Raw genomic sequence first — 16,719 nt, 5'->3', positions numbered from 1 at the left:
CCCGGTCGACACCCACTCTCGGCGGCGGCAGCGACAACCCCCTGTCGGTGTTTACAAGATTTTCCGCAGCGCGGTCAGAAACCCGTCGGTGACGGCACGGTCCCGCACCGCCAGGCGCAGGTGATCCGGCCCCAGCCCGGGGAACGTGTCCCCGCGACGGACCGCATAACCCGCCTCGCGCAGCCGCGCCCGTACCGAAGCGCCGTCCGGAACCCGGATCAGCACGAACGGCCCTCGCGGGTCGCCCAGTACCGGAACGCCGAGGCGACCGAGGCCGGACACGAGGTACTCGCGGTCCGCTTCCGCCGTCACCGCCAGCTTTTCCGCTTCCTCCAAAGCGGACGGACGGCAGCACGCCACCGTCGCCACCCCGGCCAGCGTGGACACCGACCACGGCACCTGCACCGCGCGCAGCCGCTCGACGACGTCCGCCGGAGCGAGCACGTACCCGGCCCGCAGCCCGGCCAGGCCCCACGTCTTCGTCAAGCTGCGCAGCACGACGACCCCCGGGTGCCCGGCCGCCAGGCTCTCGGTCTCGCCGGGAACCGCGTCGAGGAACGCCTCGTCGACCACCAGCAGCCGCCCGGGCCGCGCCAGGGAGCGCAGCACCGAAGCCGGGTGCAGCACCGATGTCGGATTGGTCGGGTTGCCCACGAACACGAGATCCGCATCGGACGGAACCAGCGCCGGATCGAGCACGAAACCGTTTGCTTCGGACAGGAGCACGCGTTCGACCGCGTGCCCGGCGGCTCGCAACGCGGCCTCCGGTTCGGTGAACTGCGGGTGCACAACGACCGCCCGCCGCGGCCGCAACGCCGACGCCAGCAGCGTGAACGCCTCCGCGGCGCCCGCAGTGACCAGGACTTCTTCCGGAGCACGGCCGTGCCGCGCGGCCACGGCCCGCACAGCATCCACAGTGGACGGATAGGCGGCCAATGAGTCCACAGCGGACACCAGCTCCCGCCGCAGCCACTCCGGCGGCCGCGGCAGCCGGACGTTCACCGCGAGGTCCACCAGCCCGGGCCCGACCTCGCGGTCGCCGTGGTGGTGCAGGTCGTAGTCAGCCACGGGCCCGCACCCGCGCCGCGAACCGGTGGGCCAGCTCGGGGTACCCCGCCCAGTGGACGTGCAGGTAGGACGCGTGCAACGTCGGCGACGCGAAGCCGTCCAGCTGCCGGTCCCAGCCCCACGCCGCCGGCGCGCCGTGGGACGGCGTCACCTCGGTGCGGTGGAACTCGTGCCCGGTGACGCGCTGGCCGGCCGCGGCCAGGAGGTTGTCTTCGACCGCGACCGCACGCCGGTAGCCCAGCTTGCCGCGGGCGGTCATCTTGGCGTCCGCGGGCACCACGCCGGCCATCGGCACGCCGTCCAGGGACTGGCACAGGTACAGCAGACCGGCGCATTCGGCGCTGACCGGCATCCCGCGCCCGATCGCCGAAGCCACCGCAGAACGCAACGCCGTGTTCGCCGACAGCTCGGCCGCGTGCACCTCGGGGAACCCGCCGCCGAAGTACAGCCCGGCGCACCCGTCGGGCAGTGCTTCGTCCCGCAGCGGGTCGATGTCCACGACCTCGACCCCGCACGCGGCCAGCAGCTCGACGTTCTCGGTGTAGCGGAAGGTGAACGCCGGCCCGCCGGCGGCCGCGACCGTCACCGGCGGACCGTCTACACCGGACGGTTCCCAAGGCGGCGCCGAAAGCCGGGGAGCGGCCGACGCGATCCGCACGATCGCTTCCAGGTCAACACCTTCCCGCACCCAGGCCGCGAGCGCGGGCAGCACGTCCCGCGCCTCCGCGGCCCGTTCCGCCGCCGGAACGAGCCCGAGGTGCCGGCTCGGCGCGTGGATTTCTTCGTTGCGGTACAACGCCCCCAGCAGCGGGACACCCGTGGCTTCCAGCGCCGACGCGATTTCGTCGCGGTGCCGCTGCGAACCCAGCTTGTTGAGGATGACCCCGGCGAGCCGCACGCGGTTGTCGTAGTGGGCGAAGCCGAGCACCGTCGCGGCAACGCTGCGCGAGGCGGCCGAGGCGTCGACGACCAGCACCACCGGCGCGTCCAGCACCCGGGCCACGTGGGCAGTCGAGGCGTAACCCTCGGTGCCGAGCGCCCCGTCGAACAGGCCCATCACGCCTTCGATCACGGCGATGTCGGCGCCGCGGGAACCGTGCCGCAGCAACGGAACCAGCCGTTCCTCGCCCTGGAGGAAGGGATCGAGGTTGCGCGCGGGACGGCCGGTGGCGAGCGCGTGATAGCCCGGATCGATGAAGTCCGGCCCGATCTTGTGCCCGGACACGCGACGACCGGCCGCGCGCAGCGCCGCCATCAGCCCGGCGGCGATCGTGGTCTTGCCGTGCCCGGATCCGGGCGCGGCGACGACCACGCGCGCTACCACTCGATCCCCCGCTGGCCCTTCTGGCCGGCGTCCATCGGGTGCTTGACCTTGGTCATCTCGGCGACCAGGTCGGCGGCCTCGACGAGCTCCGGCGGCGCGTACCGGCCGGTGATGACGACGTGCTGGTGCCCCGGCCGCGAGACCAAAGTGGACACCACGTCGTCGACGTCGAGCCAGCCCCACTTGAGCAGGTAGGAAAACTCGTCGAGGACGTAGAAGTCGTGCGTTTCGGCGGCGAGGCGGCGCTTGATCTCCGCCCAGCCCTCACGGGCGTTCGACGCGTGGTCCTCTTCGGTGCCGGACTTGCGCGCCCAGCTCCAGCCTTCGCCCATCTTGTGCCACTCGACCGGCCCGCCCTGGCCGGTGTCGTCGTGCAGCTTCCCCAGCGCGCGGAACGCGGCTTCCTCGCCCACGCGCCACTTCGCCGACTTGACGAACTGGAACACCCCGATCGACCAGCCCTGGTTCCAGGCGCGCAGCGCCATCCCGAACGCGGCCGTCGACTTGCCCTTCATCTCGCCGGTGTGCACGGCGAGCAGCGGGCGGTTGCGCCGCTGGCGCGTGGTCAGGCCGTCTTCCGGCACTGCCGAGGGTTTGCCCTGGGGCATCAGGCGGCCTTTCCGGTCCGGGCGCGGACGGCGCCGGCCAGCGCTTCGGCGGCGACGTCGGCGAGGGGCACGTGTTCCGCGCCGAGGTGGGCGGCGAGGTCGGCGGCCAGCCCGAGCCGCATCTTGCCGCTCTCGCAGTCCATGACGATCGTCGTGACACCGGCCAGGAGCCCGGCCGCGGCCCGGGCGCGCACGACGGCGTCCGGTCCGCTGGTGGCGCGCCCGTCGGTGACGACGACCAGCAGCGGACGGCGGCGGGGATCGCGGATTTCCTCGACGCGCAGCACCCGCGCCGCCTCCAGGAGTCCCTCGGCCAGGGGCGTCCGGCCGCCGGTCGGGAGGCCTTCGAGGCGGGACGCGGCCGCGTCGACGCTGATCGTCGGCGGCAGGGCGAGTTCGGCGGCGGCGCCGCGGAAGGTGACGAGCCCGACCTTGTCGCGGCGCTGGTAGGCGTCGAGCAGCAGGGACAGGACCGCGGACTTGACCTCGCGCATCCGCGCCTTGGCGCCCATCGAGCCGGACGCGTCCACGCAGAACAGCACGAGGTTGCCCTCACGGCCTTCGCGCAGCGCATAGCGGACGTCTTCGGGCCGCAGTTTCAACCCGGCGCCGTTGCGGCCACGGGCCTTCTGGTGCGGCGCCGCGGCTTTGACGGTCGCGACGAGGTGCGGCCGTCCTTCGTGGACACTCGGCGGCTGGACGCCGATGGTCCGGCCGCTGTCGGTGATCGCACGCGAACGGCGTCCGCGCGCGCCTTCGCCCATGCCCTTGACGCGGAAGACGCGGGCTTTGAACGTCTCGCCGGCGCCGACGGTCTTCTGCTGCCCGCCCGCGCCCTGCTGCGGCTCGCCCTGCGGCGCGTTTTCGCTGCCCTGCGGCGGTTCGGGCGCCTCCGGCGGCGTCGACCCCGAGCCGGGACCGTCGTCTTCGGGTCCCGGATCCGGTTGCGCGTCCTGCAGGGCCTGCTCCAGCTGCTCTTCCGAGATGCCGGGGGCGTCGAAGGGGTTGCGACGGCGGCGGTGCGGCAGCGCGAGCCGGGCGGCGACGCGGACGTCGTCGGTGGTCACCTCGTCGCGGCCGGCCCACGCCGCGTGCGCGACCGCGGCGCGCGCGGTGACGATGTCCGCGCGCATGCCGTCGACCTCGAAGGACGCGCAGACCTCCGCGATCTGGCGCAGCGCCTCGTCGGGAAGCTTGACGGCGGGCAGGAGCCGTTGCGCGGCTTCGATGTCCGCCGCGAGCTGGGCGTCTTCGTCGGCGTACTGCGCGGCGAAGGCGTCCGGATCGGCTTCGTAGGCCAGCCGGCGCCGGACGACCTCGACGCGCTGCTCCGGGTCGCGGCTGGAGGCGACCTCGACGGTCAGCCCGAACCGGTCCAGCAGCTGCGGCCGCAGCTCCCCTTCCTCGGGGTTCATGGTGCCGATCAGCACGAACCGGGCCGCGTGCGACACCGAGACGCCTTCGCGCTCCACGGTCGCGCGGCCCATCGCGGCGGCGTCCAGGAGCGTGTCGACGAGGTGGTCGTGCAGGAGGTTGACCTCGTCGACGTAGAGCAGGCCGCGGTGCGCGGCGGCGAGCAGGCCGGGCTGGAAGTCCGTGACGCCTTCGGCGAGCGCGCGTTCCAGGTGCAGGGAGCCGATCACGCGGTCTTCGGCCGCGCCGACGGGGAGTTCGACCAGCTTGGCCGGGCGCCGGTGACTCTTCGCGCCGTCGTGCGGGCCGTCCGGGCAGAGCGGGTCGGGGGCGGCGGGATCGCAGGAGAACCGGCAGCCGTCGACGACGTCGACCCTGGGCAGCAGGCCGGCGAGCGCGCGGACCATGGTCGACTTCGCGGTGCCCTTCTCGCCGCGCACCAGCACCCCGCCGACGGCGGGTGAGATCGACGAGAGGACCAGCGCCAGGCGCAGGTCGGGCAGCCCGACGACGGCGGTGAACGGGTACGGCTTCAACAGCGCTCCTGAGGTCGGCGACCGGCCGATCATCGCACAGCGCCCGGCTCGCTTAGGGTGGGAAATCGTGCGCGAAAAATCACCTCTGACGGTCGTCGGGATCGGGGCCGACGGCTGGTCCGGGCTGTCGGAGCAGGCCAGGGCCGCGGTGCTCGCCGCCGACGTCGTGCTGGGCGCGCCACGGCAGCTGGAATACCTGCCCGAGGGGGTTCCGGCGCAGGCGTGGCCGACGCCGTTGCTGCCCGGGCTGGACGCGGTCATCGCCGAGCACGAAGGCGCCCGGATCTGCGTCCTGGCCAGCGGAGATCCGTTTTTGTCGGGGGTGGGTGCCACACTGGTGGCCCATGGATACGAGGTCGAGGCGCTGCCCGCGCTCTCGTCGGTGACACTGGCCCGGGCACGGCTGGGCTGGTCCGCCGAGGAGACCGAGGTGGTCACCATCGTCGGCCGGTCGTCGGCCCGCGTCGCCCGGGTTCTGGCGCCGCGCCGGCGGGTGCTCGTCCTGGGTGCCGACGCGCCGGCTCTGCGCTCCCTGCTCACCGTGCGGGGTTATGGCGAGAGTGAGCTGATCGCGCTGGAGAACCTGGGCGGGCCCGACGAGCGCGTCTCCGACGGCTGGACCGGCGATCCCGGTCCGCTGACGGTGTTCGCGCTGGCGTGCGCGGGTCCGGCGTTGCCGCTGATCGGCATCCCGGACGACGTGTACGCCCACGACGGGCAGCTGACCAAACGCGACCTCCGCGTGTCGGCGCTGGCCCGCCTCGCGCCGAGTCCCGGCGAGCTGTTGTGGGACGTCGGCGCGGGCGCGGGCAGCGTCGGCATCGAGTGGTCGCGGCTGAACGGCCTGAACCGCGCGGTCGCGATCGAGCGCTCGGCGGAGCGGGCGGAACGGATCGGGCGGAACGCACTGGACCTGGGAGTACCGGAACTGGAGGTGGTGACGGGGGAAGCACCGGAGGCGCTGAGCGCGCTCCCGGCCCCGGACGCGGTCTTCATCGGAGGCGGCGTGACGGCGCCCGGCGTACTGGACGCGTGCCTGGCGACAGGCGCGCGGGTGGTGGCCCACGGGGTGACGCTGGAGGCCGAGCAGGTCCTGGCGCGCGCCTACGAGGAGCACGGAGGGGAGCTGCTGCGGATCGGCGTGGAGAGGGCGGCGCCGCTGGGCGGTTTCACGGGCTGGACCCCGGCGCGGGTCGTGACCCAGTGGAGCAACCGATGACCGGCGGCTCGACGGCGGCTGCGCCCTGCCGAGGCCGGGCACCGCGGCCTGCACCCGAACCCGGGCGACCGCCGATGGCCGCGAGGCGACCGACGGCCACGGACGGCCCGGACCATGCGGCGACGGCAGGCCCGCGCCTGGCCGAGGCCCGCGGTGCGTGCCGACGACCGTGGAGCCGCCGGTGATGAGCGCGACATCGACGGCCCCTCGCCGCGTGTGGCAGCCTGCGACCGCGCGTCCCCTCAGCCTGATCTGGAGCAGTCGATGACCGTGCACTTCATCGGCGCCGGGCCCGGGGCCGCCGATCTCATCACCGTGCGGGGGCGGGATCTGCTCGCCCGCTGCGGTGTCTGCCTCTACCCCGGCAGCATGACCCCGCCCGACCTGCTCGCCCACTGCGCGCCCGGGACCGAGCTCGTCGACACGGCGAACCTCAGCCTCGAGCAGATCGTCGGGAAGCTCGTCGACGCTCACCGCGCCGGGCACGACGTTGCGCGGCTGTGCTCCGGGGACCCCTCGCTCTACAGCGCGGTCGCCGAGCAGATGCGGCGACTGGACGCCAGGAACGTCCCCTACGAGGTCGTTCCCGGGGTGCCCGCCTTCGCCGCTTCGGCCGCCGTGCTGAAGCGGGAGCTCACCGTGCCCGAAATCGGGCAGAGCCTCGTCGTCACGCGGGTTCAGGCGCGGTCCACCAAGATGCCTCCCGGTGAGACCCTCGCCGCCTTCGCCGCGACCGGTGCCACCCTTGCGCTGCACCTCGCCGTCAACCACGTCGAGCGGGTGGCCGGGGAACTCACGCCGCACTACGGCGGGGACTGCCCCGTCGCCGTCGTCGCGCTCGCGAGCCAGCCCGGGGAAACCGTCGTGCGCGGGGTACTCGGGGAACTCCCCGCCCTGGTGCGCGAGGCCGGGATGACGCGCGCCGCCACGATCTTCGTCGGGCGGGTGCTCGGCGCCACGAACTTCCCCGACAGCTTCCTGTACTCGAGTGCCCGTGACCGGGCGAACCAACCGGAGTCGTTGTGACGGAACTGCGCTGGGGCCTGCTGGCCGCCGGGACCATCGCCGCCCACTTCGCCGCGGGCGTCGACGAGAGCAAACACGGCGTGCTCGCCGCCGTTGCCGCCCGGGACAGTGAACGGGCCCGGGAGTTCGCCACCCGCTTCGACATCCCGAAGGCCTACGGCAGCTACGAAGACCTCCTCGCCGACCCGGACGTCGACGCCGTCTACGTCTCGACGCCGCACGCGCTGCACAAACAGTGGGCCATCGCCGCCGTCGAGGCCGGCAAGCACGTCCTCTGCGAGAAGCCGTTGACCATCACCGCGGCCGATGCCGAGGAGGTGATCGCCGCCGCCCGCGCGCACGACGTCTTCCTGATGGAGGCGTTCATGTACCGGCTGCACCCGCAGACGCGGCGGCTGGCCGAGCTGATCTCCTCCGGGGCGATCGGCGAGGTCCGCGCGGTCGACACCACCTTCTCCTTCGACAGCAACCCCGAAGAAACCGCCCGGCTCAGCGACCCGGCGCTCGGCGGCGGCGGGATCCTCGACGTCGGCTGCTACTGCACGTCGCTGGCCCGGCTGGTCGCGCAGGCGGCCACCGGGCAGGACGTCGTCGAGCCGTCCGAGGTGAGCGGGATGGCGCACCTGTCCGCCACGGGCGTCGACGAGTGGGCGACCGGCCTGCTGCGCCTGCCCGGCGACATCCTCGCCACCATCTCCTGCGGCATCCGGCTGACCCGCGAAGACGGCATCCGCGTGTTCGGGTCACGCGGGCAGATCCACATCCCGCGGCCCGCGTGGATCCACCCGCTGCGCCACCCCGGCGTCTCGCAGATCATCCTCACCCCGGCCGACGGCGAGCCGGAGGTCATCGAGGTCGAAGCGACCCAGGGCGTCTTCGCGCGCGAAGCGGACCACGTCGCCGCGCACGTCGAAGACCGCCAGGCACCCGAGCTGACCTGGGCCGAGACCCTCGCCAACATGCGGACGCTGGACCGCTGGCGCGAAGCTGTCGGCTACGGGCGTCGCGCGTGATCCTCATCCTCGGCGGAACCGGCGAAGCCCGGCAGCTCGCCGAAGCGCTCGCCGAGCGCGAAGTCCGCGTTGTCTCTTCGCTGGCGGGGCGGGTCGCGCGGCCGAGGCTCCCCGTCGGCGAAGTACGCGTAGGCGGCTTCGGCGGCCCGGAAGGTCTCGCTCGGTACCTGCGTGAGAACCACGTCGAAGCAGTCGTGGACGCCACGCACCCCTTCGCCGAACGCATCGGCGGCAACGCGGCGAAAGCGGCCGAGCTGACGGGGACGCCGCTGCTCAGGCTCGCAAGGCCGGGCTGGCAGGCCGGACCGCAGGACGACTGGCACTGGGCCGCCGACCTCGCCGAAGCCGCACGAAAGCTTCCTGAACTGGGCAAACGCGTGTTCCTGACCAGCGGCCGCCAGGGCCTGCCCGCCTTCGCGCACCTCGACGACCTGTGGTTCCTGATCCGCTGCGTCGACCCGCCCGAGCCCCCGCTGCCCCGTCACCACGAGCTCATCCTCGCCCGCGGGCCGTACGAGGTGGCCGCGGAACGAGAGCTGCTCGGCCGGGTGGACGTCCTGGTCACGAAGGACTCCGGCGGCGCGCAGACCAGCGCCAAGCTGACCGCCGCCCGCGAGCTCGGCAAGCCCGTCCTGCTCGTCCGGCGGCCGGAACGCCCCGGCACCGAGACCGCCGAAACCGTCCCCGCCGCCGTCGAATGGGTCCTGCACCGATGATCGAAGAGTTCTACGAAGTCCTGCGGAAACGACGGGACGTCCGCGGCGAGTTCACCGGCGCGCCCGTTCCCGAGGCCACGCTGATGCGGGTCCTCGAGGCCGCGCACGCCGCGCCGAGCGTCGGGCTCACCCAGCCGTGGGACTTCGTGCTGGTCGACGACGTCGTGACGCGCGAGAAGTTCGCCAAGCACGTCCACGAGGAGCGGGAGGTCTTCGCCGGGCAGCTCGGCGAAGACCGCGCGAGCACCTTCGCGAACATCAAGATCGAGGGCATCCTCGAGTCGAGCCTGGGCATCGTCGTCACCTACGACCCGGCGCGCGGCGCGCCCGACGTGCTCGGGCGGCACGCGATCGCCGACGCCGGCCTGTACTCGGTGTGCCTCGCCATCCAGAACCTCTGGCTCGCCGCGACCGCGGAGGGCCTGGGCGTCGGCTGGGTGAGCTTCTACCGCGAACCGTTCCTGAGCGAGCTGCTCGGCATCCCCGGCAGCGTCCGGCCGGTCGCGTGGCTGTGCGTCGGCCCGGTCAGCAGGCTGGAGACCGTGCCCGACCTGGAACGCCACGGTTGGCGCAGCCGCCGTCCCCTGACCGCGGCGATACACCACGGCAGGTTCACCCCGCGTGACCCGGGGGCTGCGTCAACCTCCGTCATCTGACCCGTTAGCGTTGCGCCGATGCGTCTGATTGCCGTAGCGCTGGGGTTGCTCTCGGCCTTGTGCGCGCTGGCTTTCCCCTTCCTGCCGGTGGTGCAGGACACGGCGGAGGTCGTCTGGCCCACCGGCAGCGACACCCGCTCCGTCAACGCGCCCTTGACCGGGTACTGGGCCGAGGACCTGCGGGCCGAGGTGCCGTGCGCGGCCATCCGCTCGGTCGACGCGCGCACGAACGGCCCCGGACTGCTGTTCGCCACCGTGCCGGACGGCCGCACCGACCCGAAGGCCGGCAACGGCGTCGGGCTGCAGCTGCGCGTCGACAACGGGGTGCTGCTCGCCTCCAGCCAGGGCCAGCAGATCGCCCAGCAGCCGCTGCCGGCCGAGAAGTGCGACGTCGAGCTGGACGTCGACGCGACGCAGATGACCCTCGCCGTGGCCGGGACGCCGATCTTCCACGCCGGCGGCGACGTCCGGCCCCGCGTGGTCGGCATCTACTCCTCGATCAACTCGAGCAAGGACCCGATCGCCGGCCTGCACGTCTCGGTCGTGCCGGACACGCGCTACCAGACCTCGCCGACCGCGCTGAAGATCGTCGTCGGCGTGCTCGCCATCCTGTCGCTGATCGGCTGCCTGATCGCGGTCTGGCGCCGTGACTCCGGCTTCGCGAGACGCGCGCCGCGCTGGGCGCCGGTCGGCTGGTGGCGGCTGACCGCGCGGGACGCCACGGTGATCGCCGCGCTCGGCGCGTGGGTCTTCATCGGGCCGGTGACCTCGGACGACGGCTACATCCTGACGATGGCCCGGGTCACCGAGGCGACCGGCTACCTGACGAACTACCACCGCTGGTTCGGCGTCGCCGAGGCGCCGTTCGGCTGGTTCTACCACGTCTTCGAGCTGATGACGCACGTCAGCACGGTGCCGCCGTGGATCCGGCTGCCGTCGTTCCTGCTCGGCGTGCTCAGCTGGCTGCTGATCAGCCGCGAGGTGATGCCGCGGCTGGGCAGCCAGATCCGCACCAGCCGCCCGGCCAGCTGGGCGGCCGCGACGGTGTTCCTGATCTGGTGGATGCCCTACAACAACGGCGTCCGCCCGGAACCGGTGGCCGCGCTCGGCTCGCTGCTGGCGATCTGCGCGGTCGAGCGCACGCTGGTGACGCGGCGGCTGCTGCCGCTGTGCCTGGGCCTGACCGCCGCCGGGTTCACCCTGGCCGCGACGCCGACCGGGCTGATCGCGGTGGCGCCCTTCCTGGTCGCCGCGCGCCCGCTGTTCAAGCTGATCCGCCAGCGCGCGAACGAGAGCGGCTGGCTGCCGGTGCTCGCGCCGGTCGCCGCGGCGGGGCTGCTCGTGCTGGTCGTCGTGTTCGCCGACCAGACGTTCGCGACCGTCCAGGAGGCGACGCGGATCCGCACCCAGGTCGGCCCGAACCTGTCGTGGTTCCAGGAGCTCGCGCGCTACCAGCTGCTGTTCGCCGACCTGCCGGACGGCTCGGCGCCGCGCCGGTTCCCGGTGCTGCTGGTCGTGCTGTGCACCGCCACCTGCCTGGTGGTGCTGCTGCGCCGCAGCCGGATCCCCGGCGCGGCGCTGGGCCCGGCGCGCCGCCTGATCGGCACGACGGCGCTGTTCTTCCTGCTCCTGGCCCTGACGCCGACGAAGTGGACGCACCACTTCGGCGCGTTCGCCGCGGTCGGCGCGTCGATGGCCGCGCTGGCCGCGCTCGCGACCAGTTCGACGGTGCTGCGCTCCAAACGCAACCGCGCAGCGTTCCTCGCGGCGCTGCTCGTGGTCGCCGCGCTCGCCGCGACCGGGCCGAACACGTACTGGTTCGTCTCGCGCCTCGGCGTCCAGTGGACGAACGTGGCACCGTCGATCGGCGGCATCCCGCTGTCGACGATCCTGCTGGCGGCGGCCGCGATCGCCGGAATCTACGCGTTCGTCGAGAACGTCCGCGCGCACCGGCCGGGCCTGCCCGAGCAGCCCCAGGAAGGCAAGCGGCGCGCGCTGCGGCTGGGGTCGCTGTCGCTGGTGGTGGTGTGCGGCCTGGTCGCGGCGGGCGAGTTCGTCACGATGGCGTGGGCGATCCACAACCAGTCCGGCAGCTACAGCCTGGGCGCGGCGAACGTCGGCCACCTGTTCGGCAAGAGCTGCAACCTCTCCGACCACGTGATGGTCGAGCGCGACGCGGCGACGAGCATCCTGCACCCGCAGGCCGAGCAGCGGACCGTGGCGGAGAAGCCGAAGGAACCCGAGTCACCGCTGCCGAACCCGGACCAGGACAACGGCCGCGTCCAGACCGGCTTCCACACCCGCCCGGTCGACGACAAGGACCCCCTCGCCGAGCCGCCGCACGGGTTCACCCCGGACAAGGTGCCGATGTGGTCGAGCTACCTCGACCCGGAGACGCGCGCCGGCCGGCTGCGCAGCGACTGGTACGCGCTGACGGAGAAGCCGGCGGACGGCCAGATCGTGGTGGCGACGGCAGGGGCCGCGCGGCGCCCGACGTCGGTCAGCCTCGACTACGGCGTCGACACGCCGGAGGGCGTGAAGGTCCTGCGCAGCCAGTTCATGCTCCCGCCGGGCTCGGGCACGGGCGGCTGGAACGACACCCGCATCAACCTGCGCGACCTCCCGCCGGAGACGAACGCGGTCCGCATCAACATCGTGGACAACGACCTGACCGAGGACGGCTGGATCGCGGCCTCGGCCCCCCGCGTGCCGACGTTCACGACCCTGACGGACCGCATCGGCTCGAAGCCGGTGTACGTGGACTGGCCGGCTTCGTTCGTGTACCCGTGCGTCCAGCCGGTGACGTCGCACGACGGGATTTCGCAGGTCCCGGACTACCGCATCACGGCGGGCGGCCTGGCGGACGAGGCCCAGTGGGCGTCCTCGACGAACGGCGGGCCGATCGGCTGGCTGGAGGAGCTGGCCGAGGAGCCGGAGGTGCCGAGCTACCTGATCGGCCAGCCGAGCCAGTCGTGGGGCCAGCTGCTGCAGATCGAGCCGTTCACCGAAGGGATCGCACCGACGGTGGTGCACGGGGAGAAGACGGTGCCGGGCTGGTGGTCACCGGGTCCGGGACCGCGGCAGCCGAACGGCAAGGACCCGACGCGCTGAGAATCGCTTGAGCACCGTGACAGGATGACGTCATGGTGCTCAAGCTCCGGAGCCTGGAACTGCAGTCCGGCGAAGAGGTGGAAATCGCCGACGGCCTCACGGTGGTCGTGGGGCCGAACAACGTCGGAAAAAGCCTGCTGCTGCGCGAAATCGGCACCCACCTCACAGGCCGACAAGCACACCCGCCGAGCAAAATTCTCCAGCAGGTGACCATCGATGTCTCCGCGAGCCGCGTTTGGCCGAGCAGGGCGATGTGTTCCGGGCGTTCGCGAGCGTCCTCTTCGCCTTGAAGAACTCGCATTACCCGATCGTGCTCATCGAAGAGCCGGAAGCGTTCTTGCACCCACCGCAGGCCTACCTGCTGGGCCGGTTCCTCGCTGAAGAGCACGCCGCGGGGTCGCAGGTGATCGTGGCGACCCACAGCGTCGACGTCATCGAGGGCATCATTTCGGTGCGCGCGGATGTCGTGGGGCCGGAAGGTCGACCGCGTCGCCGCGAAGGCGCTCGTCGAGGCGCAGTTCGCGCGAAGCAAGGCCGCCACGTTGAGCAGCGGCGAGATCGCCAAGATCAAGGAGGCCGTCAGCCCGGTGAGCGGCTGGCGGGAGTTCAAGAAATACGGCACCCACCACCTCTCGGGCGACGCCGTGACCGCCTTCGAGCAGCTCGACCGCGGCCTGCGCGAGCTGGGGATCTTCGTCGTCCCCTGCGGCGAGCTGGAACGCTTCCATCCCGACGTCTCAGGCGACAACAAGGCCGAGTGGCTGCGGACGGTGCTCGAAACCGGAAGGACCTCGGCGGCCGCCGCCGACTTCGTGCGAGCGGCCGCCGAGTTCATCGCGGCACATCAATAACTGCGGGGCGTCCAGACGATTCCGTTCTCGGACCGCGTGCGAGACGAGCCCACGATCAGCAGGCAGCGCATGTCCACTGTGGACGGATCCAGCTCCCCCAGCGTCGTGACGCGGATGTCCTCCTCCGAACCACCCACGTCCCGGGCGACCACGACCGGCGTCGCAGCGGAACGGTGGCGGAGGAGGACAGCCCGGGCGTCGGCCAGCTGGGTCGTCCGGGTGCGGGACGCCGGGTTGTACAGCGCCAGCACCAGGTCCGCCGCGCCCGCCGCGTCCAGGCGCTTCTCGATGATCTCCCACGGCTTCAGGCGGTCGGACAGCGAGAGCACGCAGTAGTCGTGCCCCAGCGGCGCTCCCACCCGGGATGCCGCCGCTTGGGCTGCCGTCACGCCCGGCACGATCCGGACCCGGACACCCGTGCCGTGTCCGAGAGACACCTGCTCCAGGACCGCCGACGCCATCGCGAACACCCCCGGGTCGCCCGAGGACACCACCGCCACCCGCGAGCCGGAAGCAGCCAGGTCGAGAGCCTCGCGCGCTCGGTCGGCCTCCACCCGGTTGCCGGACGCGTGCCGCTGCTGGCCCGCCTTCTGCGGCACCCGCGCGACATACGGCCCGTACCCGACGATGTGTTCGGCAGCCGAAAGCTCCGAAGCCGCCTCGGGGGTCAGCCACTCGGGACCGGCCGGTCCGAGGCCCACGACGACGACCTCGCCGCCGGACGCAGGCGCGGGAGCCGGCGAAACAGGAGACTGCCGTGACGCATAAGCCGGCGAAGGCAGTAACGCCAGCGAGAAATACGGCACCGTCGAAGGATCCACCGACGCCAGGGGCTCGATCCGCTGCCGGCCCCAGGTCGCGCGCTCGACGTACACGGCGTCGTCCAGCTTCCCGGCCTCCGCGAACGCCTCCCGCACCGACGAGAACGTCCGGCCCAGTTTCAGGACCGCCGCCGCGTCGGTGTCCGCCAGGCGCCGGGCCAGTTCCGGGGCCGGGAGGGTGCCCGGGAGCACCGTCAGGACCTCGTCGCGCTGGACCAGCGGACGGCCGAAGACCGACGACGCCGCGCTCACCGACGTCACCCCGGGCACGACGACCGCCTCGTACCGGCCGGACAGGCGCTCGTGCATGTACATGTACGAGCCGTAGAAGAACGGGTCACCCTCGCAGAGCAGGACCACGTCACGGCCCGCGTCGAGGTGCTCGGCCAGCCGCTTCGCGCTCAGCTCGTAGAAGTCGGCGATCGCGCCCTCGTAGCCGCCCGGGTGGTCGGTCGTCTCCGTCGTGACCGGGTAGACGAGCTTCTCCTCGATCTGCCCTTCACGCAGGTACGGCTCCGCGACCGAGCGCGCGATGCTCCGGCCGTGCCGCGCGCAGTGGTAGGCGATCACCGCTGCTTCCGAGATCAGGCGCGCGGCCTTGACCGTCATCAGTTCCGGGTCGCCGGGGCCGAGCCCGACGCCGTACAGCTTGCCCGCGCTCATTCTTCGGCGCTCGCGATGGCGTTGATCGCCGCGACGGCCATCGCGCTGCCGCCGCGCCGTCCGTGCACCACCAGGTACGGGGCCGGGGCCCGCTTGGCCAGCTCCACTTTGGACTCGACGGCGCCGACGAACCCGACCGGGACGCCGATGATCGCCGCGGGCGCGCCGACGCCTTCGTCGAGGATCTCCAGGAGGCGGAACAGCGCCGTGGGCGCGTTGCCGATCGCCACGACCGAGCCGGGCAGCTTGTCGCGCCACAGTTCCAGCGCCGCCGCCGAGCGCGTCGTGCCCATGCGCTCGGCGAGGCCGGGCACCGAAGGGTCCGACAGCGTGCAGAGGACCTCGTTGCCCGCGGGCAGGCGACGACGGGTGACGCCGCTGGCGATCATCTGCGCGTCGCACAGGACCGGCGCGCCGGCTTCGAGGGCCGCGCGGCCGGACTCGACGACGTCGAGCGTGTAGCGCAGGTCGTCGACCAGATCGACCATGCCGCAGGCGTGGATCATCCGGACCGCACACCCCGCCACGTCGTCGGGCAGGATCGCCAGGTCCGCCTCCTCGCGGATCGTGGCGAACGAGTGCCGGTAGATCTCGGCACCGTCCCGCAGGTAGTCGATCACAGGTTCCCTTCCATCTCGTCGAGCGGCACCCAGCGGCCGTCGATGCGGTAGCCCCCCGCTTCGGCGACAACGTCCACATGGGACTGCGACGGCTTCCCGCACCGCCGTTCGCAGCCCGAGAAGTGCGCGCGCAGGCCCGGCCGGAACACCGCGTCGGCCCGGACGTCGGCGCGCGACTTCGCGCAGCCCGGACGGCCGATGCACGCGGTGGTTCCCCAGGCTTCGCCGCCGAAGCCGAGCCGCTCGAAGACGTCGGCGGGCACGTCCGGCAGCACCAGGGACTTCCACGGCGTGACCAGCGCGGGACCGAACTCGGCCAGCGCCCTCGCCTGCGCCGCGGACAGTTGCCCGAAGCGCGGCACGACCCCGGCCGCGAAGCCGTCATCCCGGGGAATCAACCCCGCCGGGACCTCGGCCGAAGTTCGCGGCACCGGCGTCCCCCGCCAGGCCGGGTCGTCGAGTTCGGCGACGCGCCAAGCGGACCCGCGCACCCGGCAGAACTCCAGCGCGACCTCGACCAGCGTCGCGACGGCGTCGGCGCGCGCCACCCGCCGTCCGGTGTCGCCGCCCGCGAGCAGCAACGTGCCCTCGGCCGGCCCTGCGGCGAGCCAGCAGACGTCGGCGCCTTCGCCGGCGACGTCGCCGCGGCCGTCGTCGAAGGCGAAGAGGAACCGCCCGGGCAGCGACGCCAGCTCCGGCGTCGCACACAGCGCGAGATCCAGCGAAGCCGCCAGCCCGCGGACGTCGGCGAGGCCGCCGCGCACCCCGCTCAACGGCGACGCGAGGACGTTCCGGACCCGCTCGTGCGACGTCGACGGCAGCAGGCCGGCGTCGGTCAGCCGGTCCGCGAGGCCCGGCCGGGTGACGCCGCGCAGCTGGACGTTGCTGCGCGAGGTGAGGTGGAGGTCGCCGTCGCCGCACGCCTCGGCCGCGTCGGCCAGCGCGCGCAGCTGCGGTGCGGAAATCGTGCCGCCGGGCAGCCGCACCCGGGCCAACGGCCCGTCGGCGGCGTCGTGGGGTGCGAAAACACCGGGGCACGCGTCGGCTCGCACACGTGCTGGGGTCGGCATGAGG

15 protein-coding genes and 1 pseudogene are annotated in these 16,719 nt (G+C 72.8%); 9 read left to right on the top strand and 7 right to left on the bottom strand.

Going from position 1 to position 16,719, the window contains the following annotated elements:
- Positions 1–51: 51 nt before the first annotated feature.
- The 4 genes from cobC to AB0J55_RS33970 are packed head-to-tail and all read right to left on the bottom strand — an operon-like array spanning position 52 to position 4,949.
- Positions 52–1,068, bottom strand: coding sequence for an Rv2231c family pyridoxal phosphate-dependent protein CobC (gene cobC, locus AB0J55_RS33985; RefSeq protein ID WP_364257959.1), 1,017 nt, complete (start codon positions 1,066–1,068; stop codon positions 52–54).
- Positions 1,061–2,392 (bottom strand): cobyrinate a,c-diamide synthase, encoded by a 1,332-nt coding sequence (locus AB0J55_RS33980; RefSeq protein ID WP_364257956.1) that lies wholly within the window; start codon positions 2,390–2,392, stop codon positions 1,061–1,063. The genes cobC and AB0J55_RS33980 overlap by 8 nt, the downstream gene beginning before the upstream one ends.
- Positions 2,386–3,000 (bottom strand): cob(I)yrinic acid a,c-diamide adenosyltransferase, encoded by a 615-nt coding sequence (gene cobO, locus AB0J55_RS33975; protein WP_364257953.1) that lies wholly within the window; start codon positions 2,998–3,000, stop codon positions 2,386–2,388. Before cobO ends, AB0J55_RS33980 begins: the two co-directional genes overlap by 7 nt.
- Positions 3,000–4,949 carry a putative cobaltochelatase gene (locus AB0J55_RS33970; protein ID WP_364257950.1) on the bottom strand — a complete coding sequence of 650 codons (1,950 nt, stop codon included), beginning with the start codon at positions 4,947–4,949 and terminating at the stop codon, positions 3,000–3,002. Before AB0J55_RS33970 ends, cobO begins: the two co-directional genes overlap by 1 nt.
- A gap of 67 nt (positions 4,950–5,016) precedes the next feature.
- Here AB0J55_RS33970 and cbiE point away from each other — a divergent pair, with 67 nt between their 5' ends.
- The 9 genes and pseudogenes from cbiE (at position 5,017) to AB0J55_RS33925 (ending at position 13,541) form a co-directional block, all read left to right on the top strand.
- A complete protein-coding gene (gene cbiE / locus AB0J55_RS33965) occupies positions 5,017–6,168 on the top strand; it encodes a precorrin-6y C5,15-methyltransferase (decarboxylating) subunit CbiE (RefSeq protein WP_364257947.1) in 1,152 nt (383 codons plus the stop codon).
- A 264-nt stretch (positions 6,169–6,432) separates the two neighbouring features.
- Complete coding sequence (cobM, locus tag AB0J55_RS33960; protein WP_364257944.1) at positions 6,433–7,194, top strand: precorrin-4 C(11)-methyltransferase; 762 nt, start codon at positions 6,433–6,435, stop codon at positions 7,192–7,194.
- Entirely contained in the window at positions 7,191–8,207 is a 1,017-nt protein-coding gene (locus tag AB0J55_RS33955) for a Gfo/Idh/MocA family oxidoreductase (protein WP_364257941.1), read from the top strand. The genes cobM and AB0J55_RS33955 overlap by 4 nt, the downstream gene beginning before the upstream one ends.
- Positions 8,204–8,923 carry a cobalt-precorrin-6A reductase gene (locus tag AB0J55_RS33950; protein ID WP_364257938.1) on the top strand — a complete coding sequence of 240 codons (720 nt, stop codon included), beginning with the start codon at positions 8,204–8,206 and terminating at the stop codon, positions 8,921–8,923. The genes AB0J55_RS33955 and AB0J55_RS33950 overlap by 4 nt, the downstream gene beginning before the upstream one ends.
- Positions 8,920–9,579 carry a 5,6-dimethylbenzimidazole synthase gene (gene bluB / locus AB0J55_RS33945; RefSeq protein ID WP_364257935.1) on the top strand — a complete coding sequence of 220 codons (660 nt, stop codon included), beginning with the start codon at positions 8,920–8,922 and terminating at the stop codon, positions 9,577–9,579. Before AB0J55_RS33950 ends, bluB begins: the two co-directional genes overlap by 4 nt.
- 18 nt (positions 9,580–9,597) lie before the next feature.
- Positions 9,598–12,690, top strand: a complete 3,093-nt coding sequence (locus AB0J55_RS33940; protein ID WP_364257932.1) for an arabinosyltransferase domain-containing protein — start codon at positions 9,598–9,600, stop codon at positions 12,688–12,690.
- A 32-nt stretch (positions 12,691–12,722) separates the two neighbouring features.
- Positions 12,723–12,980 carry a hypothetical protein gene (locus tag AB0J55_RS33935; RefSeq protein WP_364257929.1) on the top strand — a complete coding sequence of 86 codons (258 nt, stop codon included), beginning with the start codon at positions 12,723–12,725 and terminating at the stop codon, positions 12,978–12,980.
- Positions 12,944–13,066, top strand: a pseudogene (locus tag AB0J55_RS33930) (hypothetical protein); the annotation flags it as partial. The gene AB0J55_RS33935 and the pseudogene AB0J55_RS33930, both read left to right, overlap by 37 nt.
- Positions 13,067–13,151: 85 nt before the next feature.
- Positions 13,152–13,541 (top strand): hypothetical protein, encoded by a 390-nt coding sequence (locus AB0J55_RS33925; protein ID WP_364257926.1) that lies wholly within the window; start codon positions 13,152–13,154, stop codon positions 13,539–13,541.
- Here AB0J55_RS33925 and AB0J55_RS33920 read toward each other — a convergent pair.
- Genes AB0J55_RS33920 through AB0J55_RS33910 form a run of 3 tightly spaced genes read right to left on the bottom strand, consistent with a single transcriptional unit; the run spans position 13,535 to position 16,715 of the window.
- Positions 13,535–15,025, bottom strand: a complete 1,491-nt coding sequence (locus AB0J55_RS33920; protein WP_364257923.1) for a precorrin-2 C(20)-methyltransferase — start codon at positions 15,023–15,025, stop codon at positions 13,535–13,537. The two genes, AB0J55_RS33925 and AB0J55_RS33920, sit on opposite strands and share 7 nt — an antisense overlap.
- Complete coding sequence (locus AB0J55_RS33915) at positions 15,022–15,645, bottom strand: precorrin-8X methylmutase (RefSeq protein ID WP_364257920.1); 624 nt, start codon at positions 15,643–15,645, stop codon at positions 15,022–15,024. The genes AB0J55_RS33920 and AB0J55_RS33915 overlap by 4 nt, the downstream gene beginning before the upstream one ends.
- A complete protein-coding gene (locus AB0J55_RS33910; protein WP_364257917.1) occupies positions 15,642–16,715 on the bottom strand; it encodes a precorrin-3B synthase in 1,074 nt (357 codons plus the stop codon). Before AB0J55_RS33910 ends, AB0J55_RS33915 begins: the two co-directional genes overlap by 4 nt.
- Positions 16,716–16,719 lie beyond the last annotated feature (4 nt).

The sequence above is a fragment of the Amycolatopsis sp. NPDC049688 genome, from assembly GCF_040674975.1.
Classification (GTDB): Bacteria; Actinomycetota; Actinomycetes; order Mycobacteriales; family Pseudonocardiaceae; genus Amycolatopsis.
The sequence above is the reverse complement of the archived record's forward strand: the minus strand, read 5'-3'. Positions and strand labels throughout refer to the sequence as shown.